This window comes from Pseudarthrobacter sp. NS4, assembly GCF_024758005.1.
Lineage (GTDB): Bacteria > Actinomycetota > Actinomycetes > Actinomycetales > Micrococcaceae > Arthrobacter.
This window is the reverse complement of record NZ_CP103288.1, coordinates 1,680,941-1,706,775: the sequence shown is the minus strand read 5'-3', so window position 1 is coordinate 1,706,775 and position 25,835 is coordinate 1,680,941. Positions and strand designations below refer to the sequence as shown.

General features: G+C 65.5%; 25 protein-coding genes. 7 read left to right on the top strand and 18 right to left on the bottom strand.

Going from position 1 to position 25,835, the window contains the following annotated elements; translation table 11 throughout:
• Positions 1 to 5: 5 nt before the first annotated feature.
• From NXY83_RS07975 to NXY83_RS07940, 8 genes are all read right to left on the bottom strand, one after another.
• Positions 6 to 686 (bottom strand): lysophospholipid acyltransferase family protein, encoded by a 681-nt coding sequence (locus NXY83_RS07975; protein ID WP_258806106.1) that lies wholly within the window; start codon positions 684 to 686, stop codon positions 6 to 8.
• 31 nt (positions 687 to 717) lie between these two features.
• Positions 718 to 1,431, bottom strand: coding sequence for a (d)CMP kinase (gene cmk, locus NXY83_RS07970; protein WP_258805546.1), 714 nt, complete (start codon positions 1,429 to 1,431; stop codon positions 718 to 720).
• Positions 1,431 to 2,540 (bottom strand): prephenate dehydrogenase, encoded by a 1,110-nt coding sequence (locus NXY83_RS07965; protein ID WP_258805544.1) that lies wholly within the window; start codon positions 2,538 to 2,540, stop codon positions 1,431 to 1,433. The genes cmk and NXY83_RS07965 overlap by 1 nt, the downstream gene beginning before the upstream one ends.
• A 3-nt stretch (positions 2,541 to 2,543) precedes the next feature.
• Complete coding sequence (locus NXY83_RS07960) at positions 2,544 to 3,734, bottom strand: pseudouridine synthase (protein ID WP_258805543.1); 1,191 nt, start codon at positions 3,732 to 3,734, stop codon at positions 2,544 to 2,546.
• A 111-nt stretch (positions 3,735 to 3,845) separates the two neighbouring features.
• Positions 3,846 to 4,505, bottom strand: coding sequence for an SMC-Scp complex subunit ScpB (gene scpB / locus NXY83_RS07955; RefSeq protein WP_258805542.1), 660 nt, complete (start codon positions 4,503 to 4,505; stop codon positions 3,846 to 3,848).
• Positions 4,502 to 5,314, bottom strand: a complete 813-nt coding sequence (locus tag NXY83_RS07950) for a segregation and condensation protein A (protein ID WP_258805541.1) — start codon at positions 5,312 to 5,314, stop codon at positions 4,502 to 4,504. The genes scpB and NXY83_RS07950 overlap by 4 nt, the downstream gene beginning before the upstream one ends.
• Positions 5,315 to 5,321: 7 nt before the next feature.
• Entirely contained in the window at positions 5,322 to 6,221 is a 900-nt protein-coding gene (locus tag NXY83_RS07945) for a ParA family protein (protein WP_258805540.1), read from the bottom strand.
• A gap of 225 nt (positions 6,222 to 6,446) precedes the next feature.
• Positions 6,447 to 7,793 carry a cation:dicarboxylate symporter family transporter gene (locus tag NXY83_RS07940; RefSeq protein WP_258805539.1) on the bottom strand — a complete coding sequence of 449 codons (1,347 nt, stop codon included), beginning with the start codon at positions 7,791 to 7,793 and terminating at the stop codon, positions 6,447 to 6,449.
• A 169-nt stretch (positions 7,794 to 7,962) separates the two neighbouring features.
• Between NXY83_RS07940 and NXY83_RS07935 the strand changes: the two genes are divergently transcribed.
• The 6 genes from NXY83_RS07935 to NXY83_RS07910 all read left to right on the top strand — a co-directional run bounded on the left by NXY83_RS07935 (position 7,963) and on the right by NXY83_RS07910 (position 14,695).
• The gene (locus tag NXY83_RS07935) at positions 7,963 to 9,597 is read left to right on the top strand and encodes a sensor histidine kinase (protein WP_258805538.1); all 1,635 of its coding nucleotides are present in this window, start codon (positions 7,963 to 7,965) and stop codon (positions 9,595 to 9,597) included.
• Positions 9,594 to 10,307, top strand: coding sequence for a response regulator (locus NXY83_RS07930; RefSeq protein WP_258805537.1), 714 nt, complete (start codon positions 9,594 to 9,596; stop codon positions 10,305 to 10,307). The genes NXY83_RS07935 and NXY83_RS07930 overlap by 4 nt, the downstream gene beginning before the upstream one ends.
• Positions 10,308 to 10,422: 115 nt before the next feature.
• On the top strand, positions 10,423 to 11,061 hold the full coding sequence (locus NXY83_RS07925; RefSeq protein ID WP_258805536.1) for a GntR family transcriptional regulator: 639 nt from the start codon (positions 10,423 to 10,425) through the stop codon (positions 11,059 to 11,061).
• A gap of 10 nt (positions 11,062 to 11,071) precedes the next feature.
• Entirely contained in the window at positions 11,072 to 12,592 is a 1,521-nt protein-coding gene (locus tag NXY83_RS07920) for an MmgE/PrpD family protein (RefSeq protein ID WP_258805535.1), read from the top strand.
• Positions 12,593 to 13,498, top strand: a complete 906-nt coding sequence (gene prpB / locus NXY83_RS07915; protein ID WP_258805534.1) for a methylisocitrate lyase — start codon at positions 12,593 to 12,595, stop codon at positions 13,496 to 13,498.
• Between the two features lie 57 nt (positions 13,499 to 13,555).
• On the top strand, positions 13,556 to 14,695 hold the full coding sequence (locus tag NXY83_RS07910) for a bifunctional 2-methylcitrate synthase/citrate synthase (protein WP_258805533.1): 1,140 nt from the start codon (positions 13,556 to 13,558) through the stop codon (positions 14,693 to 14,695).
• Positions 14,696 to 14,762: 67 nt separating this feature from the next.
• On the opposite strand, the gene NXY83_RS07905 is transcribed toward NXY83_RS07910, so the two are convergent.
• The 10 genes from NXY83_RS07905 to NXY83_RS07860 form a co-directional block, all read right to left on the bottom strand.
• A complete protein-coding gene (locus tag NXY83_RS07905; RefSeq protein ID WP_258805531.1) occupies positions 14,763 to 15,248 on the bottom strand; it encodes an 8-oxo-dGTP diphosphatase in 486 nt (161 codons plus the stop codon).
• Complete coding sequence (gene xerD / locus NXY83_RS07900; RefSeq protein WP_258805530.1) at positions 15,245 to 16,249, bottom strand: site-specific tyrosine recombinase XerD; 1,005 nt, start codon at positions 16,247 to 16,249, stop codon at positions 15,245 to 15,247. The genes NXY83_RS07905 and xerD overlap by 4 nt, the downstream gene beginning before the upstream one ends.
• Positions 16,249 to 16,911: an NUDIX domain-containing protein gene (locus NXY83_RS07895; protein WP_258805529.1), complete on the bottom strand. Its 663-nt coding sequence runs from the start codon at positions 16,909 to 16,911 to the stop codon at positions 16,249 to 16,251. The genes xerD and NXY83_RS07895 overlap by 1 nt, the downstream gene beginning before the upstream one ends.
• Positions 16,912 to 16,938: 27 nt before the next feature.
• Positions 16,939 to 18,699, bottom strand: a complete 1,761-nt coding sequence (locus NXY83_RS07890) for a CTP synthase (protein ID WP_258805528.1) — start codon at positions 18,697 to 18,699, stop codon at positions 16,939 to 16,941.
• Between the two features lie 135 nt (positions 18,700 to 18,834).
• Positions 18,835 to 20,574 (bottom strand): DNA repair protein RecN, encoded by a 1,740-nt coding sequence (recN, locus tag NXY83_RS07885; RefSeq protein ID WP_258805527.1) that lies wholly within the window; start codon positions 20,572 to 20,574, stop codon positions 18,835 to 18,837.
• 4 nt (positions 20,575 to 20,578) lie between these two features.
• On the bottom strand, positions 20,579 to 21,604 hold the full coding sequence (locus NXY83_RS07880) for an NAD kinase (RefSeq protein ID WP_258805526.1): 1,026 nt from the start codon (positions 21,602 to 21,604) through the stop codon (positions 20,579 to 20,581).
• A gap of 13 nt (positions 21,605 to 21,617) precedes the next feature.
• On the bottom strand, positions 21,618 to 22,433 hold the full coding sequence (locus NXY83_RS07875) for a TlyA family RNA methyltransferase (RefSeq protein ID WP_258805525.1): 816 nt from the start codon (positions 22,431 to 22,433) through the stop codon (positions 21,618 to 21,620).
• Entirely contained in the window at positions 22,433 to 22,654 is a 222-nt protein-coding gene (locus NXY83_RS07870) for a hypothetical protein (RefSeq protein WP_258805524.1), read from the bottom strand. Before NXY83_RS07870 ends, NXY83_RS07875 begins: the two co-directional genes overlap by 1 nt.
• A gap of 9 nt (positions 22,655 to 22,663) precedes the next feature.
• Complete coding sequence (locus tag NXY83_RS07865) at positions 22,664 to 23,653, bottom strand: HAD-IIA family hydrolase (RefSeq protein ID WP_258805523.1); 990 nt, start codon at positions 23,651 to 23,653, stop codon at positions 22,664 to 22,666.
• Between the two features lie 5 nt (positions 23,654 to 23,658).
• Positions 23,659 to 24,660 carry a hypothetical protein gene (locus NXY83_RS07860; RefSeq protein WP_258805522.1) on the bottom strand — a complete coding sequence of 334 codons (1,002 nt, stop codon included), beginning with the start codon at positions 24,658 to 24,660 and terminating at the stop codon, positions 23,659 to 23,661.
• On the opposite strand from NXY83_RS07860, the gene NXY83_RS07855 reads away from it, so the two are divergent.
• Entirely contained in the window at positions 24,640 to 25,494 is an 855-nt protein-coding gene (locus NXY83_RS07855; RefSeq protein WP_258805521.1) for a hypothetical protein, read from the top strand. The genes NXY83_RS07860 and NXY83_RS07855 overlap by 21 nt on opposite strands.
• The last annotated feature ends 341 nt before the right edge of the window (positions 25,495 to 25,835 follow it).

Genomic DNA, 25,835 nt, shown 5'->3' with positions numbered 1-25,835 from the left:
TGTCCTTAGTGGTCATCTGCCGGCGTCCCGGCTACTGCTGTCAAATCTTTGGAAGTCTCAGCAAAGGGCAGGGGCTGCCCGCTGAGTTGTATGGCATCCCGGACGTGCCCTGCCAGTGCTGCGCGGATCTCCTGCGCTGCCCTGTCCATTGAAGCACGGCCGCTTTCCCCTGCCCGGCGGCCCAGGGTAAGGGCAGTTCCGAAGCTGACGTGGAAACGCCTGCCGGGCCTCGGCACGAAGTCAAGGTGCTCGTCCCCGCTCCGGGTGCCCAGGATGGCCACAGGCACCACCGGGGCTCCTGTGTTCAGGGCGAGCCACGCTACCCCGCCGTTGATGTCGGAGGCTTCACCGCTCCCCCGGGTTCCTTCAGGGAGGATCCCGACGCAACGGCCGGCGTCGAGCAGTTCCTTGCTGCGCTGCAGCGCGGCCCGGTCACCCTGCCGGTCTACGGGAAGCTGCCCGGACGCGGTCAGTACGCGGCCCAGGAATCCCTTGAACATCTCCTGCTTGACCAGGATGTGCATGGGCCGCGGCGACGCACCGAACATCACCGGTCCGTCGAGGAAGCTGATGTGGTTGCCGGCGAAGATCACCGGCCCCCCGGTGGGGACGTTGTCCTTTCCGGTCACCGACGTCCGGTAGACGAGGTGGTCCAGGACCCAGCCCACCGGCCTGCTCCAGGCCATGGTCCAGCCGGAGGGAACGCCTGCCCTGCCGTCAGTCACGGTTGAGGACCTTTGTGACAATGACGAGCGCAGCGTCAACCGTCTGTTCAAAGTCGAGGTCCGAGGAGTCCAGCGTGACCACGCCATCGGCAGCCTGCGTGAAGTTCACCACAGTGGAGTCCCTGGCGTCGCGGTGGGTCACCTGCGCTGCGAGCTGCTCCGCGTTCTGGGTGCCGCCAAGCTGGATGCCGCGCCTGCGCAGGCGGGCTTCTTCGCTGGCGGTCAGCAACATGCGCACTTCCGCTCCGGGCGCGACGACGGTAGTGATGTCCCGGCCTTCCACCACCATGCGGCGGTGGTGCTTTTCGATCAGCGCCCGCTGCCGCCGGATGAGTTCGGTCCGCGCGCCCAAGGTGGTGGCGACGGCGCTGACAGCCGAGGAGATGGCAGGTTCCCGAATGGCGTCGGTGACGTCAACACCGTCCACGCGGACGTATTCCTCCTGCGGGCTGGTGCTCAGCTCCAGCACGAGGTCGCGTGATGCCTGCTCAACGGTGGCGGCGTCGTCGAGGTCAATGCCATTGGTGACGCAGTACCAGGTCAGCGCCCGGTACATCGCCCCGGTGTCCAGGTAGGCCAGCCGCAGCCGCCGGGCCACTTCTTTACTGACGCTGGACTTACCCGAACCCGAGGGCCCGTCAATTGCAACAACCAGCGGCCTGCCGACCCGCAGCGCGGGCATAGTGTCGAGGAGTTCCTGTGTCATTACTGAAGTACCCGCCATCCGCGGTCGGTTAATGCTTCGATCAGGTGGTCGTGCTTGTTCGGCAACACTGACAATTCCACCATGCCCACGTTCTGTCCGGATGAATGGTCGAGCCGCAGGTCTTCAACGTTCACCCCGACTTCACCAATTTCGGTCAGCAGCCGTGCAATCTGTCCGGGCCTGTCATCCACCAGCACGGTGAGCCAGGAATATGCCTGGGGCGGACCACCGTGCTTGCCCGGAATTCGGGCCTGGCCCGCGTTGCCCTCGCTGATCAGCTGGGCAAGGTCCAGCCTGGCACCGGGAGCCGTAGGCTGTTCCAGCGTTCCGATCAGACGGTTCAGGTCCTCCCGCACGCCGTAGAGGATTTCCACTACCTTTGCCGCGTTTCCGCCCAGGATCTGCACCCACAGCGTGGGGTCGCTGGCGGCGATCCGCGTGACATCCCGCAATCCGTTGCCGGCCAGGGACAACGCATGCAACGGCGTTCCCTGGAGCCTGCTCGCCAGCAGCGAGGACATCACCTGCGGGAGGTGTGACACCAGCGCCACGGCTTCATCATGTTCCTCAGCCGTGAACTGCGAGACCACAGCGCCCAGGTCGGTGCCGAGCGAACGCGCCGTTTGAAGGGCCGCACCCGAGGTCTCCTCCGACGGGCAAACCACCCATGGCATGGAGGTAAACAGCTCGCCACGCGCGGCAACCGGACCGGATTTTTCCCGCCCTGCCATCGGATGGGTTCCAACGTAGCGGGACAGGTCCACGCCGCTGCTGCGGAGCCGGGAGAGGATGTCCGCCTTGACGCTGGCGATATCCACAACCACCGAGTCCGGGTAGTCAGCCAGCGCCTGCTTCACAACGTCGGCAGTCACGTCCGGCGGCGCAGCGACCACCACCAGCTGCGGCCGGCTGCTGCCCAGCTCGGACAGCGGCCGGCCGGCGCCGATGTCAACAGCTACCGCCTGGTTCGTGGGCGAAGGGTCGGACAGGAACACCGGCACCCCGCGCCCCCGCAGGCCCAGGCCGATGCTGGTCCCGAGGAGCCCGGTACCGATGACCACCACCGGACCGTCCAGGTGGCCGCGGCCCTGGCTTTTGAAGGCGGACATGCCTTAGAGCCCTACGGATGCCAGCAGGTGGCCGACTTCCTGCTTGCCAAGATTGCGGATGCTGCCCTGCCGCTGGTCGCCCAGTCCGATGGGTCCCACCTTGACGCGGACCAGCCGCTGGACCGGGAAGCCGACGGCGTCGAACATGCGGCGGACAATGCGGTTCTTGCCCGAGTGCAGCACTACCTCGATCAGGACGTGTCCGGGCGTGGAATCAACAAGCCGGAAGGAGTCCACAGCAGCGAGGCCGTCCTCCAGTTCGACGCCCGCCTTGAGCTGGGCGCCCACCCCCTGCGGGAACGGGCCGCGGACCTGCACCAGGTAGGTCTTGGGGACTTCGTAGGAAGGATGCGTCAGGCGGTTGGCGAGTTCGCCGTCGTTCGTCAGCAGCAGCAGGCCTTCGGTGGCGACGTCCAGGCGGCCAACATGGAAGAGCCGTTCACCCTTGTTTTTGTTGCTCTTAAGGAAGTCGCTGATGCACGGGCGGCCGTCCGGGTCCTCCATGGTGGACACAACGCCCTTGGGCTTGTTGAACACCATGTAGACCAGGTTTTCGTCCAGCTGGATGCGAAGCCCGTCGACGTGGATCACGGCGGTCTGCGGGTCCACGCGGACACCGAGTTCGGTGACCACCTGGCCGTCCACTTCCACCCGGCCTTCTGCGATCATCTCTTCGCAGACGCGGCGCGAGGCCACTCCTGCCGATGCCATGACTTTCTGCAGGCGAACGCCGTCGGCGTCGTGCAGTTCCGACTGGGGCACCTCACCGCGGGGACCCTTCTTACGGGAGGGCCTGCGGACGGGGCCAAGGTTCTGGCCAAAGCGTTCGCTGCCAAAGGCCCGGGATGCCGCAGCGCCCGGAGCGCCGGTCCGCGCTTTGGGCTTGGGGGCACCTGGTGTTCCCGGTGCTTTCTTCGCACCGGGCTTGCGTGCCGCCGGTTTCCGCGACGACGGCTTGGCGGCCTTGTCCGAAGCCCCGCGTTCCGGCTGCGCGCCGGCCTGGTCGGGGTCGATAAAGCGTTCCTCGCGGGGCTTGGGCGCCCGGTGCGGACGGTCGCCGCTGAAACCGGAGCCTCGTTTGGCTGCCCCGCCGCGGGAGCCGCCGGCAAAGTTGCCTCCCTGGGAGGTGTTTCGTCCTGAACTGTTGCGTCCCGAACCGTTACGTGGTGAACCCTGGCGTCCCGCCTGTGTCATGACCCGTCCTTCAATGTTTTGGCTGTCAAAGGTTGTCCATGGACAACCCTAGCCAGCCGTGCAGAAATACTCTGCCCTGATAAATTTTCTTTGCAGGCCGGAAGTTCCGGCCTACATCCTGTCGGCGTCGTAGAACTCCGCGATGCCTTCCAGTCCCGGAAGATGCGGGGACAGTTGCGGCAAATCCGCCACTGAGCTGATACCCATCCGTTCCAGGAAGTATGACGTGGTCCGGTAAAGGATGGCGCCGGACTCGGGATCAGTTCCCGCGTCCTCGATCAGCCCGCGTTGGGCAAGTGTCCGTACGACAGAGTCAACATTGACTCCGCGAATCGCAGACACCCGTGCCCGGGAAACCGGCTGCCGGTACGCGATGACCGCCAGCGTTTCCAATGCCGCCTGGGTGAGCCTGGCCGTCTGCCCCTCAAGAACGTACTTGCCGACGATGTCAGCGAAGTCTGCTCGGGAGTAGATGCGCCAGCCACCGGCGATGTTCCGCAATTCGAAACCCCGGGGGCTGGAGCCGAAACCAGCGGTGCTGGCCATTTCCTTATCCGGGGCTTTAACAGTATAGCCGCTATACTCGCGCTGGAGTTCTGCGAGCAGGGCCTTGACCACGTCAACCGTCAGCTCAAGTCCGGCAGCCAGCTCTTCCTCGGTGGCCGGCTGGTCCAAAACCATCAGCACCGCCTCGAGGGCAGCCTTGGCCCCGCCGGGCAGGCTATGGACGTCCGTTCCCTGCGTTGCGCCTTCCGGCGGTCGCCCGTTCACAGTTGCACCTCGTATTCCTCGCTCAGGTTTTCCGCCGACCAGTCCCCTGTGCCGGCCGTCCAATGCACCGCAAGGTCCGCCAGCGGCGAAAGCTGGTCAAAGGAAACAGCCTTGTCCCGGAACAGCTCCAGGAGCGCCAGGAACCGGGCCACCACCACCAGGGTTGAGCCGGCGTCGGAAATCAGCGCGCGGAAGGTCAGCGGTGACTCCTGCTGCAGCCGCAGGCCCAGGATCCCAGCCTGTTCCTTGACGCTCACGTTGCTGCCGTGCAGGTGGCCCAGCCCCACTTCCGTGTGCTGCGGCGTTTTGGGCCGAAGCGCCGCCTCGGCAAGGGCGGCGAACTGTTCCGGCGTGTGTTTCCACACCAGTTCGGGAAGCATGGCGGCGAAATGTTCTTCCAGTGCCACCTGGCGCGGGAAGCGGCGGCCTTCCTGGTGAAGGGTTTCGCCCAGGATGCCGGCGACGTGCTTGAAGGCCTTGTACTGGAGAAGCCGCGCGAAGAGGAGGTCACGGGCTTCGAGCAACGCAATGTCCTCGCCATCCTCCACTTCGCCGGCCGGAAGCAGCCGGGCGGCTTTGAGGTCCAGCAGCGTCGCCGCGATCACCAGGAATTCGCTGGCCTCGTCCAGGGCCCATTCCTCGCCGAGCTTTTGCAGCTTGCGGATGTACTTGATGAATTCATCTGTGACGGTGGCTATTGCCACCTCTGTGATGTCCAGCTGGTGCTTGGCGATCAGCCCCAGAAGGAGGTCGAACGGACCGGTGAAATTGGCCAGCCGCACCTCGAAGCCGGGCTTGGAGTCCGCCACAGCGTGGCTAGGGTGCGCCGCCGCGCGAGATCAGCTCTTTGGCCAGCCGGCGGTATGCATCGGCGCCCACGTGGTTTCCGGCGTAACTGGTGATGGGTTCCGCAGCGACGGTGGCGTCGGCAAATTTGATGGACCGCTTGATGACGGTTTCGAAAACCTTGTCCCCGAAGGCCTCCACCAGCCGGGTAATGACTTCGCGGCTGTGGAGGGTACGGGCGTCGTACATGGTGGCGAGGACGCCGTCCACCTGGAGGCGCGGATTGAGCCGGTCCTGGACCTTGTCGATGGTCTCCACCAGCAGCGCCACGGCCCGCAGTGCGAAGAACTCGCAAATCAGCGGAATGATCACTCCGTGAGCTGCGGTGAGTGCGTTGACGGTCAGGAGGCCCAGGGACGGCTGGCAGTCGATGAGGACTACGTCGTAGTCGTCTTCGACCTTTTTCAGCGCACGGTCCAGCACCTGCTCGCGCGCCACTTCATTGACGAGCTGCACTTCCGCGGCGGAGAGGTCGATGTTCGCCGGCAGCAGGTCCACGTTGTCCACACCGGTCTGGTGGATGGCGTCGCGGATGTCCACTTTGCGGTCCATCAGCACGTTGTAGACCGTGAGGTCCAGCTCGTGGGGGTTGACGCCGAAGCCTGCGGACAGCGCACCCTGGGGATCGAAATCGACCAGGAGCACGCGGCGGCCGTATTCAGCCAGCGCCGCGGCCAGATTGATGGTGGAGGTGGTCTTCCCGACGCCGCCCTTTTGGTTCACCATGGCGATGACGCGGGCCGGACCGTGGGAGGACAGCGGCGCGGGTTCCGGGAACTCGCGGTATGGGCGCCCCGTGGGACCCATCACCGCGTTTTCCAGGTCGAATTCCGTGCCCTCCAGAGTTGCTGAACCCTGTTCGCTGCTCACGTATCTATCCACACTTTCGATGACGGTGATTTCCTGCCGCTGGATGGCCAGCGCCGTTCCTTCTTGCTCCCAAGGTTACAGCGGCCGACACGGTTATCGACGGAACTTGACTTTTCGCGGATGTTGAGCCTTGACCTTCTAGTTGAGGTCGAAGGTTTCCGTCCCCAACATACAGAACCGCCCCCGCAGCGAGGGCTGCGGGGGCGGTTCTGTTGCTTGCCGCGGTTAGGCGTTGACCGGGACAGGCCTGGTTTCTGCCTGCTCCGGGGCTGCCGGGCCGTGGCCTGCAGTCATGGTCTGCTCATCGAAGGGCAAGTTCCCGGAGAGCACGTCGACAACCTGGCGGCCGTCGATTTCCTTGACCCAGGTGCCGATCAGGACGGTCGCTACGGCATTGCCGGTGAAGTTGGTAAGGGCGCGGGCCTCAGACATGAAACGGTCGATTCCGACGATCATCCCGACGCCGCCGAGCAGTTCCGGCTTGTGTGCCTGGAGGCCTGCGGCAAGGGTTGCCAGGCCGGCACCGGTGACACCGGCTGCACCCTTGGACGCGATGATCATGAAGATCAGGAGCGAAATCTGTGCTCCAAGGTCCAGCGGGGTTCCCATCGCGTTGGCCACGAAGAGGGACGCCATGGTCAGGTAGATGGCGGTGCCGTCCAGGTTGAAGGAGTAGCCGGTGGGTACCGTGACGCCAACAACCGGCTTGGAAATGCCGAGGTGTTCCATCTTGGCGATCAGGCGGGGCAGGGCGGCTTCGGAAGACGAGGTGGAGAAGATCAGCAGGTATTCGCGGCCCAGGTACTTCATGAGCTTGAAGATATTGACTCCGGACACAACCTTCAGCAATCCGCCCAGGATGATGACGATAAACAGTGCACAGGTGATGTAGAAGGCCGCCATCAGGGTGAACATGCTGACAATGGCCTGGAAGCCGGTCGCGCCCACGACGGCGGCGATGGCACCGAAGGCGCCCACGGGGGCAAGCCACATGATCATGATCAGGATGCGGAAGACGACAGCCTGGCCGTGGCCGATGGCCTTGAGCACCGGGGCGCCCTGCGGGCCCATCTTCTGCAGGGCGAAACCGACGAGGAGGGCGGCAAAGAGCGTCGGAAGGACCGGAATGTCGCCCGGGATGATCCCGAGGAGGAACGAGACGGTGCTGTCAACTTCTGCCTTTTTGGACGGATCGTACGGCGCCAGCTTCAGGCCCTCGCCGGGGTGGATCAGGTTGCCAACCACCAGGCCGATGGCGAGTGCGAAGGTTGACATCAGCACGAAGTATCCCAATGCCAGTCCGCCGACCTTGCCGACCGTAGCGGCCTTCGCGATGGAACCGATACCCAGGACGATGGTGCAGAAGATGATAGGCGCAATCATCATCTTGATGAGCTTGATGAACCCGTCGCCCAGTGGCTTGAGGGATTTGCCCACCTCAGGAAACATCAGGCCCACAAGCGCGCCCAGGATGACGGCGGCGATGACGGCGATGTAAAGGTAGTGCGATTTGTCGATGCCCTTGCGCCGCGTCTTCACGGTGTCGAGCGACTCTCCTCGTTGAGAAGCCATGATGTGTCTCCTTATGGATAATCTGATAGACGCTGCGGCACAGTCTCTGGGCTCAACACGTCCTCCGGTGTGATATCCATCATTGGGTACCTCGTGACCCAGCTCACCGTTGCGTTCATATTGGTCGTGGCACTCATATGTACTCTGGAAAGGGCGTCGGGAGGTAGAGATGATCCACCGCTGGAGTATCGCCCGCCGGCTCTTCATGGCGAACCTGCTGATTGTCGTGGTGTTCATCGGCGTCGTCGGCACGGCCGCGTACCTCGACGCCCGCGACCGCACCTACGACGAGGCCGGCCTGCGGATGGCCGGTATTGCCGCCTCGGTTGCCGCCAGCCCCCTTGTGCTGGAAGGAGCTGCTTCCGGAGATCCGTCGTCCATCCTGCAGCCCTATGCGGAGGACGTCATGGCCGCGGCCGACGTCGACTTCGTCACCATCATGGCTCCGGACCGGACACGCTGGACCCATCCCCGCGCTGAGCAGATCGGGCGCCCTTACATCGGCTCCATTGACGCGGCGCTCAACGGTGCGACCTTTACCGAAGTCACCGCTGGAACCCTTGGGCCGTCGGTACGGACCATCGTTCCCGCCAAGGACGCCGCCGGTACCGTCAAGGCATTGGTGGCTGTGGGCGTCACTGTGGGGACTGTGGATATTGCCTTTGCCGCCCGCCTGCCCGCCCTGCTCGCCAGCGGGCTTGTCCTGCTGGCGGGCGGGTCCCTGGCATCTTGGCTGCTGGGACGGTACCTTCGCCGCGTGACCCGGGGCTGGGGGCCGGAGCAGCTCGCGCAACTGTTCGCCTATTACGAGTCCGTCCTGCATTCAGTGCGTGAAGGGCTGATCCTCATCGACACCAAAGGCAGCGTTGTGATGTACAACGACCAGGCTGCGGAGCTGCTGGGCCTGAATGAGACCGGCAGCAAGGACCCCACCCGCCCTCCATCGCTGGCCGAATTGCCCCTCGACGATGAGCTTCGCATCCTGTTCGAGTCCGGCCGCACCGCCAAGGACGAAATTGTTCTCTCCGGGTCCCGCGTCCTGGTGGTGAACCAGGGGCCGGCGAAGGGACCGGAGACCGCCGGCAGCCGCGGCAGGACGCCGCTGTACGGCACAGTGGCCACGCTCCGGGACCGGACGGAGATCGAAGCCCTGGGCAACGAGCTGGAAACGATGCGGACCCTTTCCGACGCGCTGCGGGCGCAGACCCACGAACATGCGAACCGGCTCCACACCATGGTCTCGCTGCTGGAGCTGGGCCGCACCCAGCAGGCCCTGGACTTCGCCACAAAAGACCTTGAACTCAGCCAACAGCTGACGGACGACATGATCAGTTCGGTGGACGAGCCGGTGCTGGGAGCGCTGGTCATGGGCAAAGTGGCCGAAGCCCATGAGCGCGGGGTCCAGCTGGACGTCACCACCCTGGGCTCGGGCACCGCGGCAGGCATCCCGGTACAGGATTTGGTGACCATCCTGGGGAACCTGCTGGACAACGCGATCGACGCCGCCGCGGAAGGACCTCCCCCGCGGCGGGTGGAGTTGACTGTGGAGTCCGATGAGGAAGGCCTCGACATCTCAGTCCACGACTCGGGTACCCCAATTGATCCCGACGCGGTGGAGGACATTTTCCGGCATGGCTACAGTACAAAGCCCGCGGGGCCGGGCGGACGGGGCATTGGGCTCGCCCTGGTCCGCCAGGCAGTACAGCGGCTGGGCGGTAAATTAACCATCAACGGACGGCGCGGTGCCAAGTTTGAAGCGTTCCTGCCCGCAGCGGTATCCCCAGGGAAGGAGCGCAGACTGTGAGCAACATCCGGGTTCTCGTCGTTGAAGATGAGGCCATCGCCTCAGCCGCGCATGCAGCCTATGTGGGGCGCCTCCAGGGGTTCGAACTCGCCGGAACAGCGCCGGACGGCCAGTCCGCGCTTCGGCTGCTCAGCGAGTTGTCCGCGGCAGGCAACCCCGTGGAGCTGGTGCTCTTGGATATGAACCTGCCTGATCTCCACGGCCTGGACATTGCCCGGCGAATGCGTTCTGCCGGCATCCTGGCCGACATCATCGCCATCACTGCCGTCAGGGAGTTGGCCATCGTACGCAGCGCCGTGGCCATTGGAGTGGTCCAGTACCTCATCAAGCCGTTCACGTATGCCACCTTCGCAGACAAGCTGGAGAGCTACCGACAGTTCCGGCAGCAACTGGCCGGCCCCGGCACGGCTTCGGGAAAGTCGGCCGCATCCCAGAGCGAAGTGGACCAGGCCTTCGCCAGCCTTCGGGCGCCCTCCGAACTTCCCCTGCCCAAGGGGCTTTCGGCGTCAACGCTGGGTTCCGTGCAGGAGTTCATCAGGCGGCAACAGCACGCTGTGTCCGCCACCGAAGTGATGGACTCGCTGGGGATGTCGAGGGTTACTGCACGCCGGTACCTGGAGTATCTTGCTGACGCGGGCACCGTGTCGCGTACGCCGCGGTACGGCACCCCCGGCCGGCCGGAGAATGAGTACCGCTGGAGCGGCCGTTAGGCACTCTTCTTCTGTATACACGGGGTGCGGAAAAGGTTAGAAATTTCCTTCTCCTTCCGTGATTCAAGCTTTCCCGTGTATACACTGGAGGCGGAAACCGAGGAAGGGAGCAGCAGTGCGGGCCAGCGAACGCGCCTACAGCGCGCTGCGGGACGACATCGTGGAGTGGCGGCTTCCGCCCGGGACCCTGCTGGCGGAGGTGGAGCAGTCCGAGCGCCTTGGCGTTTCACGCACCCCGCTCCGGGAAGCGCTGGGCCGGCTTACAGCAGAAGGCTTGACGACGGCGGGCGGGCGCGGTGTGGTGGTCACCGCCATTTCCCTGGCTGATATCGATGAGCTCTTTGAACTCCGGGAGACCCTGGAAGGAAGAGCGGCGGCGCTTGCCGCGGAGCGCGGTCAGCCGGCCGCCTTCCGCCGGCTGCAGTCCGAGCTGCTGGCCGCGCCTGCGCTGATCTCCGGCCAAACGCCCGCCATCGAGGACTACTACGCCCTGGTCGGCGAGCTGGACGCCGCCATCGACTCGGCCATCTCCAACTCATACCTGGCACAGGCCATGCGCAGTCTGCGCGTCCATCTTGTCCGTATCCGCAGGATGGCGGCTGACAATGCTGTCCGGCTGACGGCGGCGGCGGCCGAACACGCCGCTATCGCCGAAGCGATAGCCGACCGCAACCCCCGGCTCGCACAGGCAGCCACCACACTTCACCTGCACCGCAGCCTTTCCCACATTAAAGCCACCGCCACATCCCTCTAGAAGGAGCACCATGGTTCAGGAACACCACGTCCGCGTGTACAAAAGCGAGGAAAACCTCGCCCGCGAGGACCAGCTGGCGCACAAGATCGCGCTTGTCGCCACCGATCCCGTGGAAGTTACTTCCGATGTGACCGACATGGTGATCAACCGGATCATCGACAACGCCTCCGTGGCCATCGCCTCGCTGAACCGTGCACCCATCGTCGCCGCCCGGGCCCAGGCCCTGACGCACGGCCCCAGCACCGGCGGCAAGGGCGCGAAGGTCTTTGGCATTGGAGAGCGGGTCTCCCCGGAGTGGGCTGCGTGGGCCAACGGCGTTGCCGTGCGGGAGCTTGACTACCATGACACTTTCCTGGCCGCGGACTACTCCCACCCCGGGGACAACATCCCGCCCATCCTCGCTGTCGCCCAGCACGTGGGTTCCAGTGGGCCGGACCTGATCCGCGGCATCGCCACCGGGTATGAAATCCAGGTCAACCTGGTCAAGGCGATCTGCCTGCACAAGCACAAGATCGACCACGTCGCCCATCTCGGCCCGTCCGCCGTGGCCGGCATCGGCACGCTGCTTGGCCTCGACGTCGAAACGATCTTCCAGTCCGTGGGCCAGGCGCTGCACACCACCACCGCCACGCGCCAGTCCCGCAAGGGCGAGATCTCCACCTGGAAGGCGCACGCCCCGGCGTTCGCCGGAAAGATGGCCGTGGAAGCAGTGGACAGGTCCATGCGCGGCCAGACCTCCCCCGTACCGATCTATGAAGGCGAAGACGGCGTGATCGCCTGGCTGCTGGACGGACCGGATGCCTCCTACCAGGTGCCGCTCCCCAAAGCCGGTGAGCCAAAGCGTGCCATCCTGGACACGTACACCAAGGAGCACTCCGCCGAGTACCAGGCCCAGGCCTGGATCGACCTCGCACGCAAGCTGAACAAAGAGCACCCCGAAGCCACTGACCCCGCCAACGTGCAATCCGTGCTGATCAAGACAAGCCACCACACCCACTACGTCATCGGCTCCGGCGCCAACGACCCCCAGAAATACTCCCCCACTGCCTCCCGGGAAACGCTGGACCACTCCATCCCGTACATCTTCACGGTTGCGCTGCAGGACGGGTCCTGGCACCACGTGGACTCCTACTCCCCCACCCGGGCAGCAAGGCCGGACACCGTGGAGCTGTGGCAAAAAGTCAGCACCGAGGAGGACCCGGAGTGGACCCGCCGCTACCACTCCCTGGACATCAACGAAAAGGCGTTCGGCGGTTCAGTGGAGATCACCCTCACCGACGGGACAGTCATCACCGATGAAATCGCGGTCGCCGACGCCCACCCCCTGGGCGCCCGGCCGTTCGCCCGGGAGCAATACGTCCACAAGTTCCGCACCCTCGCCGCCGGGATCGTGGAGGAAACCGAAATCGAAAGGTTCCTCGCCGCCGTCGAACGCCTCCCCGAACTCGCCGCCGGGGAGCTCGAGCAGCTGAACATCACCGCCGCCCCCGGTGTCATCAACCTGGACGCTGCACCAAAAGGACTGTTCTAGATGCTGTACTCCACCACCACCCCTGAGCAGAAGCGGATCCGGTTCCGGGAAATCCTCGCCTCCGGAACCATCGCGCAGTTCCCCGGCGCGTTCAACCCCCTCTCGGCCCGGCTCATCCAGGAGAAAGGCTTCGAAGGGGTTTATATCTCCGGCGCCGTCCTGGCCAACGACCTTGGCCTGCCCGACATCGGCCTGACCACCCTGACCGAGGTTGCCACCCGGGCAGGGCAAATCGCCCGAATGACGGACCTGCCGGCCATCGTGGACGCGGACACCGGGTTCGGCGAGCCCATGAACGTCGCCCGCACCGTCCAGGAACTCGAAAATGCCGGACTGGCCGGACTGCACATCGAGGACCAGTTCAACCCCAAACGCTGCGGCCACCTCGACGGCAAAAACGTGGTGGACCTGGATACGGCGACCAAGCGCATCCGCGCCGCCGCAGACGCCCGCCGCGATCCGAACTTCCTCATCATGGCCCGCACCGACATCCGGGCGGTCGAGGGACTCGCCGCAGCCCAGGACCGGGCCAAAGCCCTGGTGGACGCCGGCGCCGACACGATCTTCCCCGAAGCCATGGCAACGCTGGAGGAATTCCAGGCCATCCGCGACGCCGTGGACGTGCCCATCCTGGCCAACATGACCGAGTTCGGCAAAAGTGAGCTCTTCACCACGGACCAACTCGCAGGCGTCGGGGTCAACATGGTCATCTACCCCGTCACACTGCTCCGTAGTGCCATGGGTGCTGCCGAGCGTACGCTGGATTCGATCAGGTCGGACGGAACGCAGGAAGCGCAGGTTGGCGGAATGCTCACGCGTGCGCGGCTGTACGAGCTCGTGGACTATGAGGGGTACAACAGGTTCGATACGGGGGTCTTCAACTTCCAGGTCCCCGGAAAGCACTAACGACCACCGCCGGCTCCGGCCGGCATCAACAGGCGACAGGAACAAAGGAGTTTCAGCATGGCTGAACAGGACATCAAAAAGGGTCTCGCCGGCGTCGTGGTGGACCACACCTCCGTCTCCAAGGTCAACCCCGATACGAACTCACTGCTGTACCGCGGCTATCCCGTGCAGGAGCTGGCAGCCCGCTGCAGCTTTGAAGAAGTGGCCTACCTGCTCTGGAACGGTGAGCTGCCTTCCGCGGAACAACTGGCCGCCTTCACAGCACGCGAAAAGGCCGGCCGGGCCCTGGACCCTGTGGTGAAACAAGTGATCGACGCGCTGCCCGACACTTCCCACCCCATGGACGTATGCCGCACGGCCGCGTCTGTCATGGGGGCCAGGCACCCTCTGGCCGAAGACCCCTCCCGTGAGGCCAATATGGCCAAGGCAATCGATCTCTTCTCTGCCATGCCCGCCGTAGTGGCCTACGACCAGCGCCGGCGCCACGGGCAAGCAGTGGTGGAACCCCGGGACGACCTCGGCTATTCGGCCAACTTCCTGTGGATGACCTTCGGCGAAGAGCAGGTTCCGGAGGTGGTGGAGGCCTTCAACGTCTCGATGATCCTCTACGCCGAACACTCCTTCAACGCCTCCACCTTCACGGCAAGGGTCATCACCTCAACGCTGTCCGACCTGCATTCTGCGGTCACCGGCGCCATCGGCGCGCTCAAGGGACCGCTGCACGGCGGGGCCAACGAAGCCGTCATGCACACCTTCGACGAAATCGGCATCCGCCCACAGGAGTCGCTCGAGGAAGCAGCAGCCCGTGCCAGGGGGTGGATGGAAAACGCGCTGGCCGAAAAGAAGAAGGTCATGGGCTTCGGCCACCGCGTCTACAAGCACGGCGACTCCCGGGTGCCCACCATGAAAGCAGCCCTGGACAAGATGATTGCCCACTTCGGCCGCCCTGAACTGCTGGGGCTCTACAACGGCCTGGAGCAGGCCATGGACGAAGCCAAGGCCATCAAGCCCAACCTTGACTATCCTGCCGGCCCCACCTACCACCTGATGGGATTCGACACGGCCACTTTCACGCCGCTCTTCGTGGCCAGCCGCATCACCGGCTGGACGGCGCACATCATGGAGCAACTGGATTCCAACTCGCTGATCCGGCCGCTGAGCGAATACATCGGTCCGGAGGAACGCCACCTGCCCTAGGAACTGTTGAATGCACGACGGCGGGACGGCCGCTTAGGTGCCCGGACCGCCGTCGGGTGGTGAAAGCCTAGGGCAGGATGCTGACCGAGGAAGCGACCGTCTCGTTGTCGTCGTTCAGGGTGACCACTACGTTGACTTTTCCGCCTTCCAGGACCACCGGAAGCCAGTGGTCGGCGTCCTGCCACATACGCTCAACCGGAAGGGTGTCGGTACGGAACCACTCCGGCAGGACCTCGTCGCTGTCCACTGGCTCACCCTGCCAGGTCCTGGCCGTAAAGAGCCGGGTGCGCATGTTCCATTCCGGCCGGGCGGGGAAGACGAAGTGGACTGCGCCGGCATCATTGAGGTCCTCGGGCAGCACGGAGATGCCGGTTTCCTCGAACACCTCACGGACGGCTGCCTCGCCGTCGGTCTCCCCCGGTTCCACATGCCCGCCGATACCCACAATCTTGCCCGTGCCGAATCCTGTCCGTTTCAGGCCCAGCAGCACTTCGGTGCCGTCTCCTGCATCCCGAAGAAGGAAGCACAGGGTTACGGCTGCGGACCCGGTCATCCAAGGGCCCGGGGGTGGGCTGCCGCGTAGATCTCGCGCAGGGTGTCCGCTGTGACCAGGGTGTAAACCTGGGTGGTGGTCACGGAGGCGTGGCCCAGAAGCTCCTGGACCACACGGACATCGGCGCCGCCTTCGAGCAGGTGGGTGGCAAACGAATGCCGGAGGGTATGGGGCGAAACATCCTTGGTGATGTTGGCCTTTTCGGCGGCGGCCTTCAGGATGGTCCAGGCACTCTGGCGGCTGATCCTGCCTCCGCGGGCGTTCAGGAAAAGTGCGGGAGTGCCCTTTCCCTTTGCCGCCAGCAGAGGGCGGCCGCGCACCAGGTAGGCGTCCAGCGCCCTGGCGCCATAGGATCCCAACGGCACAAGCCGCTCCTTGGACCCCTTGCCGAAGAGCCGCACGATGGCAGGCCCCGATTCAGCCTCAGCCAGGGAGATGTCGTCAACGTCCAGGCCTACCGCTTCGCTGATCCGGGCTCCGGTGGAGTAGAGGAATTCGAGCAGGGCACGGTCCCGCAACCCCGTCGCAGTGTCCGTTCCGGCCGCCTCAAGGATCCGGGTCACCTCGTCCACGCTGATGGCCTTGGGCAGCCGCTTGCCGGCCATGGGGGGATGGACTTCGCTGGCAGGGTCTGAAGGTGTGTAGCCTTCCAAAGCCCAGAACTTGTGCAGTCCCCGGACTGCCACCACTGTCCTGGCGGCCGAGCGGATGCCCAGGGATGATCCGCCGTCGGACCCGTCCGAGAGGGCGCGGACGTAGCCGGTCACATGGTGTCGGGTGATCTCCTCCGGCCGCCGGCACCCGGCCCCGGCAAGGTAGCGGGAATAGCGGGCAAGATCCCGGCGGTAGGCGGCGAGGGTATTGGCGGCCAGCCCCCGTTCCACGCCCATGTGCTGAAGGTAATCCGTGATGCCTCGGTCAATCGCGGTCGGGGCGGCTGCGGGAACGGTCCCTGCCGCATCAACCGGAGGTACGGCTTCAGCCGAAGGACTTGGAGCCATCAGCGCTGGCTGGGGTGCGCCGGCCACGGTGCATCGGCGGGACGGAGATGTGCGTAGCCGTCCGCACGCGCGGCTGCTGCAGCCAGGATCCCGACGACGGCGGACGGGTTATGGAGGCGGCCTGCCAGCACGGACGCCACGGCGTCGTCCAGGCTGATCCAATGGAACTCGATCTCCGCTTCCTCATCCATCCGCTCGTGGCGTTCGTGGTGTGGCACCTCAGTCAGGTCGCGGGCCAGGTAGATCCTGATTGCTTCGCTGGACGAACCCGGCGAGTTGAAGAAGTCGGCCAGGACGTTCCAGGTTCCTGCTGCCAGATCCGCCTCTTCGGCGAGTTCGCGGGCTGCCCCCACCACGAAATCCTCGCCCTCGACGTCGAGCAGGCCCGCCGGGATTTCCCACAGGTCCATGCCCACGGGGTGCCGGTACTGCCTGAGCAGGAGGATCTCGCCGTTACCGTTCATGGGCAGGACCGCCACCGCGCCGGGGTGCTCAATGTAGTCCCGGGTGAGGGCCTCGCCCGTCTCCTGCAACAGAAAGGTGTCGCTGACCACATCCCAGATCCGGCCTTCGTAGACCTTCTCGGTGGACAAAAGACGGCGCGGGCTCGGTGCATCCGAAACCTGCCGTACGGCAGGGGTGGCTTCAGGTGTACCGGGCATCGCGCCGTCCTTTTTCTGTTGTGGGAACTACTTAGCGGCTACCGTACCGGACTGCTGGGCTTCGGAAGCAGCGGCCGGGACCGTGTCGGCACCGCCCTGGTGGTCCAGGGCAGCCTTCACCAGGCCGGCGAACAGCGGGTGCGGGCGGGTGGGGCGCGAGCTCAGCTCGGGGTGCGCCTGCGTTGCCACGTAGTAGGGGTGGACATCAGCGGGCAGCTCGACGAACTCCACGAGTTTGCCGTCCGGGGAAGTGCCCGAGAAGACCAGGCCTTCGGCGGCGATCTGCTCGCGGTACTTGTTGTTTACCTCGTAGCGGTGGCGGTGCCGCTCGCTGACGGTGGTCTTGCCGTAGGTCCCGGCGATGACAGAGCCCTCATCAAGCTTGGCTTCGTAGAGGCCAAGGCGCATGGTGCCGCCCAGGTCGCCGCGGCCCTCAACGAATTCCAGCTGCTCCTCCATGGTGGCAATCACGGGGTACTTGGAGTCCGGCTCGAACTCACTGGAGGACGCGCCTTCCAGGCCCACCACGTTGCGGGCGTACTCGATCACCATGCACTGCAGGCCGAGGCACAGGCCCAGGACGGGCAGCTTGGTTTCCCGGGCGAATTTCAACGCGCCCAGCTTCCCCTCGAGCCCACGGATGCCGAAGCCGCCGGGAACGCAGATGGCGTTCACACCCTCCAGTGCCTTGATGGCACCGTCCCGCGATTCGCATTCGTCGGACGGGACCCAGCGGATCTTGACCTTGGTGTCGTTGGCGAAACCACCGGCGCGCAGGGCTTCGGTCACGGACAGGTAGGCGTCCGGCAGGTCGATGTACTTGCCCACGAGGGCGATTTCGACGTGGTGCTTGGGGTTGTGGACAGCCTCCAGCAGCTTGTCCCAGCTGGTCCAGTCCACGTCCTTGAAGGGAAGGTCCAGGGCCCGCACGATGTAGGAGTCCAGGCCCTGGGTGTGCAGGGTCTTGGGGATGTCGTAGATGCTGGGTGCGTCGGCTGCGTTCACCACGGCATCGATGTCGACGTCGCACATGCGGCCGATCTTCTCGCGCATGGCATCGGGCACTTCGCGGTCCGAGCGGATGACGATCGCTTCGGGCTGGATACCGATGGAGCGCAGGGCAGCAACGGAATGCTGGGTGGGCTTGGTCTTCAGCTCCTGGGACGGTCCGATGTACGGCACCAGCGACACGTGGAGGAAGAACACGTTGGTCCGGCCGATGTCCTGGCGTACCTGGCGGGCGGATTCGAGGAACGGCTGGGACTCGATATCGCCGACGGTGCCGCCGATTTCGGTGATGATGACGTCCGGAGCGTTCTTGCCCTCGGCCGGCAGGCGCATGCGGCGCTTGATTTCATCGGTGATGTGCGGGATGACCTGGACCGTGTCTCCGAGGTACTCGCCGCGGCGTTCCTTGGCGATGACAGTGGAGTAGACCTGGCCGGTGGTCACGTTCGCGGAGCCCTCGAGGTTCTCGTCAAGGAAGCGCTCGTAGTGCCCGATGTCCAGGTCAGTCTCTGCGCCGTCGTCGGTGACGAAGACTTCGCCGTGCTGGAAGGGGTTCATCGTGCCCGGATCCACGTTCAGGTAGGGATCGAGCTTCTGCATAGTTACAGACAGTCCGCGTGCCCGCAGGAGATGACCGAGGCTTGAAGCCGTCAGTCCCTTACCGAGCGAGGACGCCACACCACCGGTTACGAAGATGTGTTTGGTCGTCTTGGACGAGCCCGGGAACCGGGAATTTACACGGGAATTTGATCGCTGCACCACGGAATTCGAGCCTATCATCAAATGAGCCTTCCACGGGTCGGGAAACTGTTCCCCAAATGATCCAGTCTGCCCGTCCGGGGGTGCAGCAGGCAAGGGTTGGGGCCTGCTGACGGGTGCGTCCCCGGCCAGGTCCCGCGAGGTGCGCCGGTGTTGTCAGGCGCGCTGTGGCAGGAGTTTTGCGTCGTCGAGCAGCTCCTGCGCGTGGGCCTGGGCCGATTCTGAATCCTCCTGGCCTGCCAGCATTCGGGCCAGTTCGCGGACCCGTTCGGGACCATCGAGGAGGCGCAGATCACTGGAGGTGAACCCAGTGGCCGTGCCGCCGTCGGCTCCCCTGACGGACGTCTTGGTAACCGTAATGTGCTGGTCCGCGAAGGCTGCTACCTGCGGCAGGTGCGTGACCACGAGCACCTGCACATGGCGGGCCAGCATGGCCAGCCGCCGGCCGATTTCGACGGCGGCGCGGCCACCTACCCCGGCGTCCACTTCGTCGAAGACGAACGTGGGCACGGGGTCCACAGCTGCCAGCACCACCTCGATGGCGAGCATGACGCGGGACAATTCACCACCGGACGCGCCCTTGCCCAACGGCCGCGCCGGGGCGCCGGAGTGGGGCTGCAGCAGGAAGCTGATGTCGTCGGCTCCATGCGCCCCCAGCTGTCCGGAGGCCTCGAGGGTGATCACCAGGGTGGCGTCCGCCATGGCCAGTGCCTTCAGTTCGGCGCTGACCCGCGCTGACAGGTCCTTGGCGGCTTTGGCCCTGATCTTGCTGATGGCGGCGGCCTGCTTCTTCAGGTCAGCCTCCGCCCGTACCACTTCGGCGTCCAGCGCCTCGATCCGGGAGGAATCGTCCTGCAGCTCGTCGTAACGGACGCGCGCGTTTTCCGCCCACACCAGGACCTCGTCGATGGTCGGGGCGTACTTGCGGACCAGTTTGGCCAGGGCAGCCCGCCGGTCCTCGATCTCAGCGAGCCGTTCCGGTCCTTCGGAGTCCAGCCCTGCCTGGTAGCTGGCCAGTTCGGTGGCGATGTCATTGAGCAGGAAGCCCACCTCGGCAAGCCGGGCAGCCGCGGAACCCAGTTCGGCGTCGTGCTCCGCCACGTGTTCCAGGGTGCGTTTGGCGGAGTCCACCATGGTGGTGGCGTCACCTGCCTCGCCGAAGTCCTCGGCGATGAGGGCCTGGTGGGCAGTGCTGGCGGCAATCCGCAGCTCTTCGACATTGGCAAGCTTCACTGCCTCGGCCTTCAGCTGCTCGTCCTCCCCGGGCTGCGGATCCACCTCGTCAATCTCGGCCAGCGCCGTCTGCAGCGATTCGGCCTCGCGCAGCCTGTCCCGGGCGGCGCTGCGGAGCGTATCCAGCTCGGACTGGCTGGCCTTCCAGTGGTTGTAGAGCTCCTGGTAAGCGGCCAGGGGCCCGGCCAGGGCATCGCCGGCGAACTTGTCCAGGGCACCGCGCTGCGCCGCCGCTCCCTTGAGGCGGATCTGGTCCGACTGGCCATGCACCACCACCAGGGTCTCGCCGATCTCGGCAAGCACGCCCACCGGGGCGGCCCGGCCCCCCAGGAACGCGCGGCTGCGGCCGTCCGCGCCGAGGCGCCGTGCCAGGATCAGCTCAGCGCCGCCGTCGAACTCTTCCGCTTCCGCGCCGGCCTCCAGCGCCCGTGCAATCGCCGGGTGGCCGCCGTCGAGCTTGACCACCGCTTCCGCCGTAGCGCTCTTCGCCCCGCTTCGAACGGCCCCGGCATCCGAGCGTGCACCCAGCAGCAGTCCGACGGCGGTGACCACCATGGTCTTACCCGCACCTGTCTCACCGGTCACCACACTCAACCCCGGGCCCAGCGGCAGCGTTGCGTCAGCGATGACGCCCAGATCGCGGATTCTCAGTTCTTCAAGCATTGGTTCACTTTGCAGTCGACGGATCGGTATCAACATCGGGCTGGCCCGCCGGCGCCACCTGGAGCGGAGGCATGGGCCGCGGCGTCCTGACGATGGGAATGGGGCCGGTGTGGATGGCCTCTGCCTTTGGCACGGGCCCCCGCCAGCCGTGGATGGGCAGTTCAAACTTACGGACCAGCCTGGCGGAGAACGGGGTCTGGTGCGTCCGGGCCAGCCGAACGGGCGTGGCGGACTTCGTGACCTCAACCCGGGCGCCGGGCGGCAGGTCCACGGACCGCCGGCCATCGCACCACAGCACACCCTGGGCGTCGGTGCGGCTCAGGACCTCCACGGCAAGGCGTGAACGCGGCGATACCACCAGCGGCTTCGCGAAGAGTGCATGTGCGCTGATGGGGACGATGACCAGCGCCTCCACCTCGGGCCACACCACGGGGCCGCCGGCTGAAAAAGCGTAGGCGGTGGAACCGGTAGGCGTGGCCATCACGATCCCATCACACCCGAAGGATGTCAGCGGACGTTCGTCCACTTCCGTGACCACTTCGAGCATGCGCTCCCGGTTGGCTTTTTCGATGGCGGCCTCGTTAAGAGCCCAGGTGTGCCAAATCTTCTGCCCGCGGACCCAGACCTGCACATCGATGGTCATCCGCTCTTCCACCGTGTAATCGCGGCTCGCGATCCACTCGACTGTCTGGGCCAGGTCCGCCCGCTCGCTTTCGGCCAGGAAACCCACATGGCCAAGGTTGACACCCAGCAGGGGCACGTCCTCTTCCCGGACCAGTTCGGCGGCGCGCAGGATGGTGCCATCGCCGCCGAGGACCATCACCAGTTCGACGTCGGGCAGCTGGACGTGGTCGTGGAGCACTTCCACCGGCTGGGCAAGGTGGCCGAAAAACCGTTCCATGTCATCCAGCTCGGACTCCTGCATCACCGGGACGATGCCCGAGGCGTGCAACAGCGCGCAGGCTTCCCAGGCGGCCTTCAGTGATTCCTCGCGGCCGGTGTGGGCGAGGACCAGTACACGCCTGCTCATCAGGTTCCGCTCTCTAGTGGTTCGGCCAGATACGTCCGAGCAAGGCAGCGGCAGCTGCCTCACGCTCTTCGATCTTAGGCAAGTCTTGGCTGATCCTGCGTTTTATCCACAGGAAGTATTCGACGTTTCCGTCCTGGCCGGGCAAGGGACTGGCCGCCAGCCCGCGGAGGTCCAGCCCGGCGTCGAGCGCTGCCCAGGCCACTTTTTCGACCGCCATCCGGCGTTCCCGCTCCGACGTCACCACCCCGGTGCGTCCCAGGCGGTCCTTGCCTATTTCAAACTGTGGCTTCACCATCAGCACCAGGTCGCCCCCTGGTTCCGTGCACAGCGTCAGCGGCCCAACCACGAGGGTGAGCGAAATGAAGGACAGGTCAGCCACGGTCAGCGCGGCGGTACCGCCGATGTCCTCCGGCTGCATGTAGCGGACGTTGAGTCCCTCGTGCACCTCGACGCGGGGATCGCTGCGGAGCCGGGGCACCAGCTGGCCGTGCCCGACGTCGACTGCCACCACGTGCGCAGCACCGCGCCGAAGCAGCACATCGGTGAAGCCGCCCGTGGAAGCTCCGGCGTCGAGGCAACGTTTCCCGTCCACCAGCACTTCCGGAAAGGCGTCCAGGGCGCCGGACAGCTTGTGCCCGGCGCGGCTGGCGTAGGTGTCCTGTTCGTCATGTTCGACGGCGAGGTCCCTGTCGTCGTCAACCTGCAGGGACGCTTTTTCCAGGACCCTGCCGGCGGAGCTGACCTTGCCCTCGGCAATCAGGGCGGCGGCATGGGTGCGTGACCTGGCCAGGCCCCGCGCAACCAGGGCCTGGTCAAGGCGTACCGCCATCAGGCCCCGCCGTCCGCGGGTTCAGCATTCAGGGCAGCGAGGAGCTCATCATGAAGGTCGTTGTAGGCCGCTTCATGCTCTGCCACCGGAAGGCGCGGCAACGGATCCAGCCGGGCCATGGACTGTGCCACAACAGGATCCGTAACCCCGGCACCGTCCGGCCGCGGCCAGTCCGGGGAAGGCTGGGCTGCTGCTTCGTCAGGTTCGGTCAGCTCAGTCATTCAACCAGTCTAATGATTGAGCCACGCCAGTTTCGGCGCCTGCGGTGTGGCGGCACCCGGAGTGGCTGCCCACCAGGCGGCGCATGCGGCACGCCAGGAGTCAAGGTGGTCCGGGCTGCCAATGATGCCCACCGCTCCGTTTGCCACCCGGGCAGATGCCTCTCCACAGGAGTAGGTGCCGCCGTCGTGCGTGACCTCGGGGTAGGGCCGGTACAGGTCCGGCAACGCCTCAATGAGGTAGTCCGGGCGCTCGGCCGCCCGGGCCGCCAGGATGCTCTGCCGGGTGTCGACGCCGGTGAGCACCGCTACGGTGGCAAAGCCGGCGTTGTTGCCGCCGAGGATGTCCGTGTCCAGCCGGTCGCCGACCACCAGCGGGCGTTCTGCGCCAAGCCGTTTGGCAGCCGAATGGAAAAGCGGCGCCTCCGGCTTGCCGGCCACCAGCGGCGTCTGTCCTGTGGCCGAAGTCACGGCGGCCACCAACGTGCCGTTTCCGGGGGCAATCCCCCGTGCCTGCGGGATGGACATGTCCGTGTTGGTGGCCACCCAAAGAGCACCGGCAGACACGACGTAGGCCGCTTCGGCCAGGTCCTTCCAGCCAATGTCCGGATTGAAACCCTGGACCACTGCCACCGGATCCTCGTCCTGGCTGTGGACCGGGACAAGGCCCACCAGTTCGATTTCGTGGGCCAGCGCGGGGCTGCCGGTAATGAGGACCCGGGACCCCGGTGCCAGCCGGGAAGCCAGCAGCTCAGCCGCGGCCTGGGATGAACTGACCACCTGGTTGTCCTCGGCAGGCGCACCAAGTTCACGGAGATGCGCCGCAACCTGTGCCGGAGTGCGTGACGCGTTGTTGGTGACGTAGCCCAGCCCCACGCACACGCCGGACAGCTGCTTCAGCGATTCGACCGCACCGGGGATTGCGTGCGGGCCTGCGTAGACCACCCCGTCCAGATCGGCCAGGAGCGCGTCGAACAGGGAGATCAGGGAAACTTCACTCATTTGCGTCAGTCTTCCCGGCGATCCTGGCGGTCTTCGGTTTCCCCGCCGGTTTCCTGGCGGTCTTCGGTTTCCAGGCGGTCTTCGGTTTCCAGCTCGTCGTGCTCCACCGAGTCCTCGTCCGACTCTGCGTCGTCCGAGGCGAAGTAGTCTGCTTCCTGGTCATCGATGCTGGCGTCCTGGGCCTCCGGGGAGCCGGCGGCACCGGCATTGTCGGCACTTGCGGAAGCGCCGGCGTCGGAGACACCTGCTTCCGGGGCAACTGCTGCGGCTGGAGCAGCCGTGGACGCGCCTGCGGCAGTGGCTGCCGTCGCAGATGCCGTTGCGGCGCGGTCCAGCAGGCGGCGGCGCTCAGCTTCCTCCCGGGCTTCTTCCTCTTCGTCCCAGCCGAGGTCGATGATGTCCGGCTCTTCGTCGACGCCCTGGCCCAAGGCATTCTCGGCAACCACAGCCTGCTTCTGCCACTTTTCTGCTTCAGCTTCCCGGCCCACAGCGGCCAATGCGTCGGCGTAGGCGCGGAAGAGACGGGGGCTGTAGGAGAACGCCCGGTTAATGTCCAGCTGGGGAATCTCCAGTTCCGCCACGGCGGCATCCAGTTGGCCGAGGTCAGTCCTTGCACCTGCTGCCACGATAGCCAGCTCCACCTTGCCCGGGGCGTCCAGGTCCTTGGCTTCTTCTGACCGGGCCACATCGAGTGCACGATCCGGACGGCCCAGGCCACGTTCGCAGTCGGCCATCACGGGGAGGTGCACGTTGGATCCACTGATCCGGCGGTAGGTGCGGAATTCCCGCAGCGCCTCACCATAGTGGCCGGCGGCGTACGCGGTGAGGCCTACGGCTTCGCGCACGGCCGCAAGCCTGCCGCCGCGCCGGCTGGCGGCCAGGGCGTGCTGGAAGGCAAGTTCCGGCTCATCGTCAATCAGGCGGCCGGCCATGACCAGGTGGCGGGCAACCCACTCCGCGCTATTCGATTCAAGGGTCTTGATCTGGTGCTGGGTGGCGCGGTCCAACTCCTTGCCCGTGACGTCCTCATCGATTTCAGGCGAGCGTTCACGGTCAGGACGGTTGGCACTGCGGAGGTCCCGGACATTGGGGACCCGTGCGGGCCGGTCTTCCTGGCGGTCACGGCCAAAGCTGCGTGGACCGGAGTCTCCGCGGGGTCCATCACCACGGGCGGGGCCGCGGTCAAAGCTGCGCGGTGCGCGGTCCTGCCGGTCGCCGAACGGTTTGCGGTCACGGTCGCCGAAAGGCTTCCGTTCTCCGCCACCGAAGCTGCGGCGGTCACCCTCACCCTCGCGACGGGGACGGTCACCGAACGACTTGTTATCCCGGTCTCCATACGGTTTGCGGTCACGGTCACCGAAAGGCTTCCGTTCTCCGCCACCGAAGCTGCGGCGGTCACCCTCACCCTCGCGACGGGGACGGTCACCGAACGACTTGTTATCCCGATCCCCATACGGCTTGCGCTCTCCACCGCCAAAACCACGACGGTCCCCCTCACCCTCGCGACGGGGACGATCACCAGACGACTTGTTATCCCGATCCCCATACGGCTTGCGCTCTCCACCGCCAAAACCACGACGGTCACCCTCACCCTCGCGAGGCGGACGCTCACCAAATGGCTTGCGGTCACGGTCGCCAAATGGCTTGCGGTCACGTTCCCCGGAGGGCTTCCGTTCGCCACCCCCGGCGGCACGCTTCGGAGAGTCGTTGCTGTCGCGGTTCGTGCGGGAGCGGAACCCGCGCGGTTCTCCTCCGGAGTTGTTGTTTCCCCGGAAAGGTCCGCGGTCGTTTCCGCGGTTACCGCCGTTGTGCTCGGCCATAATGGATTCCTCCTGTTGTGAGCCGACCACTGGCGCAACTGCAGCCGCTCGTATCCGTGTTTCGTTTCCTACGCAACCCGAAATCAAGCGCTTCGAAGTCCGTACATCTTCATCAATTCTAGGCGAGCCGCCTAATCCGCCGGGACAGAGTAGGCCCGGCGTGTGCACATCGTGGGAATCTTCACACCCTCCCGCCGCAGCAACCCCTGGATCGCTCTCCCACCTCACGCGGTTTTCCGGGGGACGCTCTGTCACATCCTGCGGTTTTCCGGGTGGCGCTCTCCCAGCTCTTGCGGTTTTCCTGGCGATGCTCTCCCAGATCCTGGATGTTTGAAGGGGACGTTCTCTTACCGGGAAGGAGT

Bases quoted from the DNA above. Each gene is read 5' to 3' on its own strand.
- NXY83_RS07890 (WP_258805528.1), bottom strand. From the start codon at position 18,699: ATGATAGGCTCGAATTCCGTGGTGCAGCGATCAAATTCCCGTGTAAAT.
- NXY83_RS07940 (WP_258805539.1), bottom strand. From the start codon at position 7,793: ATGGCTTCTCAACGAGGAGAGTCGCTCGACACCGTGAAGACGCGGCGC.
- NXY83_RS07870 (WP_258805524.1), bottom strand. From the start codon at position 22,654: ATGACTGAGCTGACCGAACCTGACGAAGCAGCAGCCCAGCCTTCCCCG.
- NXY83_RS07880 (WP_258805526.1), bottom strand. From the start codon at position 21,604: ATGAGCAGGCGTGTACTGGTCCTCGCCCACACCGGCCGCGAGGAATCA.
- xerD (WP_258805530.1), bottom strand. From the start codon at position 16,249: ATGGCTCCAAGTCCTTCGGCTGAAGCCGTACCTCCGGTTGATGCGGCA.
- NXY83_RS07935 (WP_258805538.1), top strand. From the start codon at position 7,963: ATGATCCACCGCTGGAGTATCGCCCGCCGGCTCTTCATGGCGAACCTG.
- NXY83_RS07965 (WP_258805544.1), bottom strand. From the start codon at position 2,540: ATGTCCGCCTTCAAAAGCCAGGGCCGCGGCCACCTGGACGGTCCGGTG.
- NXY83_RS07895 (WP_258805529.1), bottom strand. From the start codon at position 16,911: ATGCCCGGTACACCTGAAGCCACCCCTGCCGTACGGCAGGTTTCGGAT.
- NXY83_RS07920 (WP_258805535.1), top strand. From the start codon at position 11,072: ATGGTTCAGGAACACCACGTCCGCGTGTACAAAAGCGAGGAAAACCTC.
- NXY83_RS07975 (WP_258806106.1), bottom strand. From the start codon at position 686: ATGGCCTGGAGCAGGCCGGTGGGCTGGGTCCTGGACCACCTCGTCTAC.
- NXY83_RS07865 (WP_258805523.1), bottom strand. From the start codon at position 23,653: ATGAGTGAAGTTTCCCTGATCTCCCTGTTCGACGCGCTCCTGGCCGAT.
- NXY83_RS07905 (WP_258805531.1), bottom strand. From the start codon at position 15,248: ATGACCGGGTCCGCAGCCGTAACCCTGTGCTTCCTTCTTCGGGATGCA.
- NXY83_RS07875 (WP_258805525.1), bottom strand. From the start codon at position 22,433: ATGGCGGTACGCCTTGACCAGGCCCTGGTTGCGCGGGGCCTGGCCAGG.
- NXY83_RS07910 (WP_258805533.1), top strand. From the start codon at position 13,556: ATGGCTGAACAGGACATCAAAAAGGGTCTCGCCGGCGTCGTGGTGGAC.
- NXY83_RS07960 (WP_258805543.1), bottom strand. From the start codon at position 3,734: ATGACACAGGCGGGACGCCAGGGTTCACCACGTAACGGTTCGGGACGC.
- prpB (WP_258805534.1), top strand. From the start codon at position 12,593: ATGCTGTACTCCACCACCACCCCTGAGCAGAAGCGGATCCGGTTCCGG.
- cmk (WP_258805546.1), bottom strand. From the start codon at position 1,431: ATGACACAGGAACTCCTCGACACTATGCCCGCGCTGCGGGTCGGCAGG.
- recN (WP_258805527.1), bottom strand. From the start codon at position 20,574: ATGCTTGAAGAACTGAGAATCCGCGATCTGGGCGTCATCGCTGACGCA.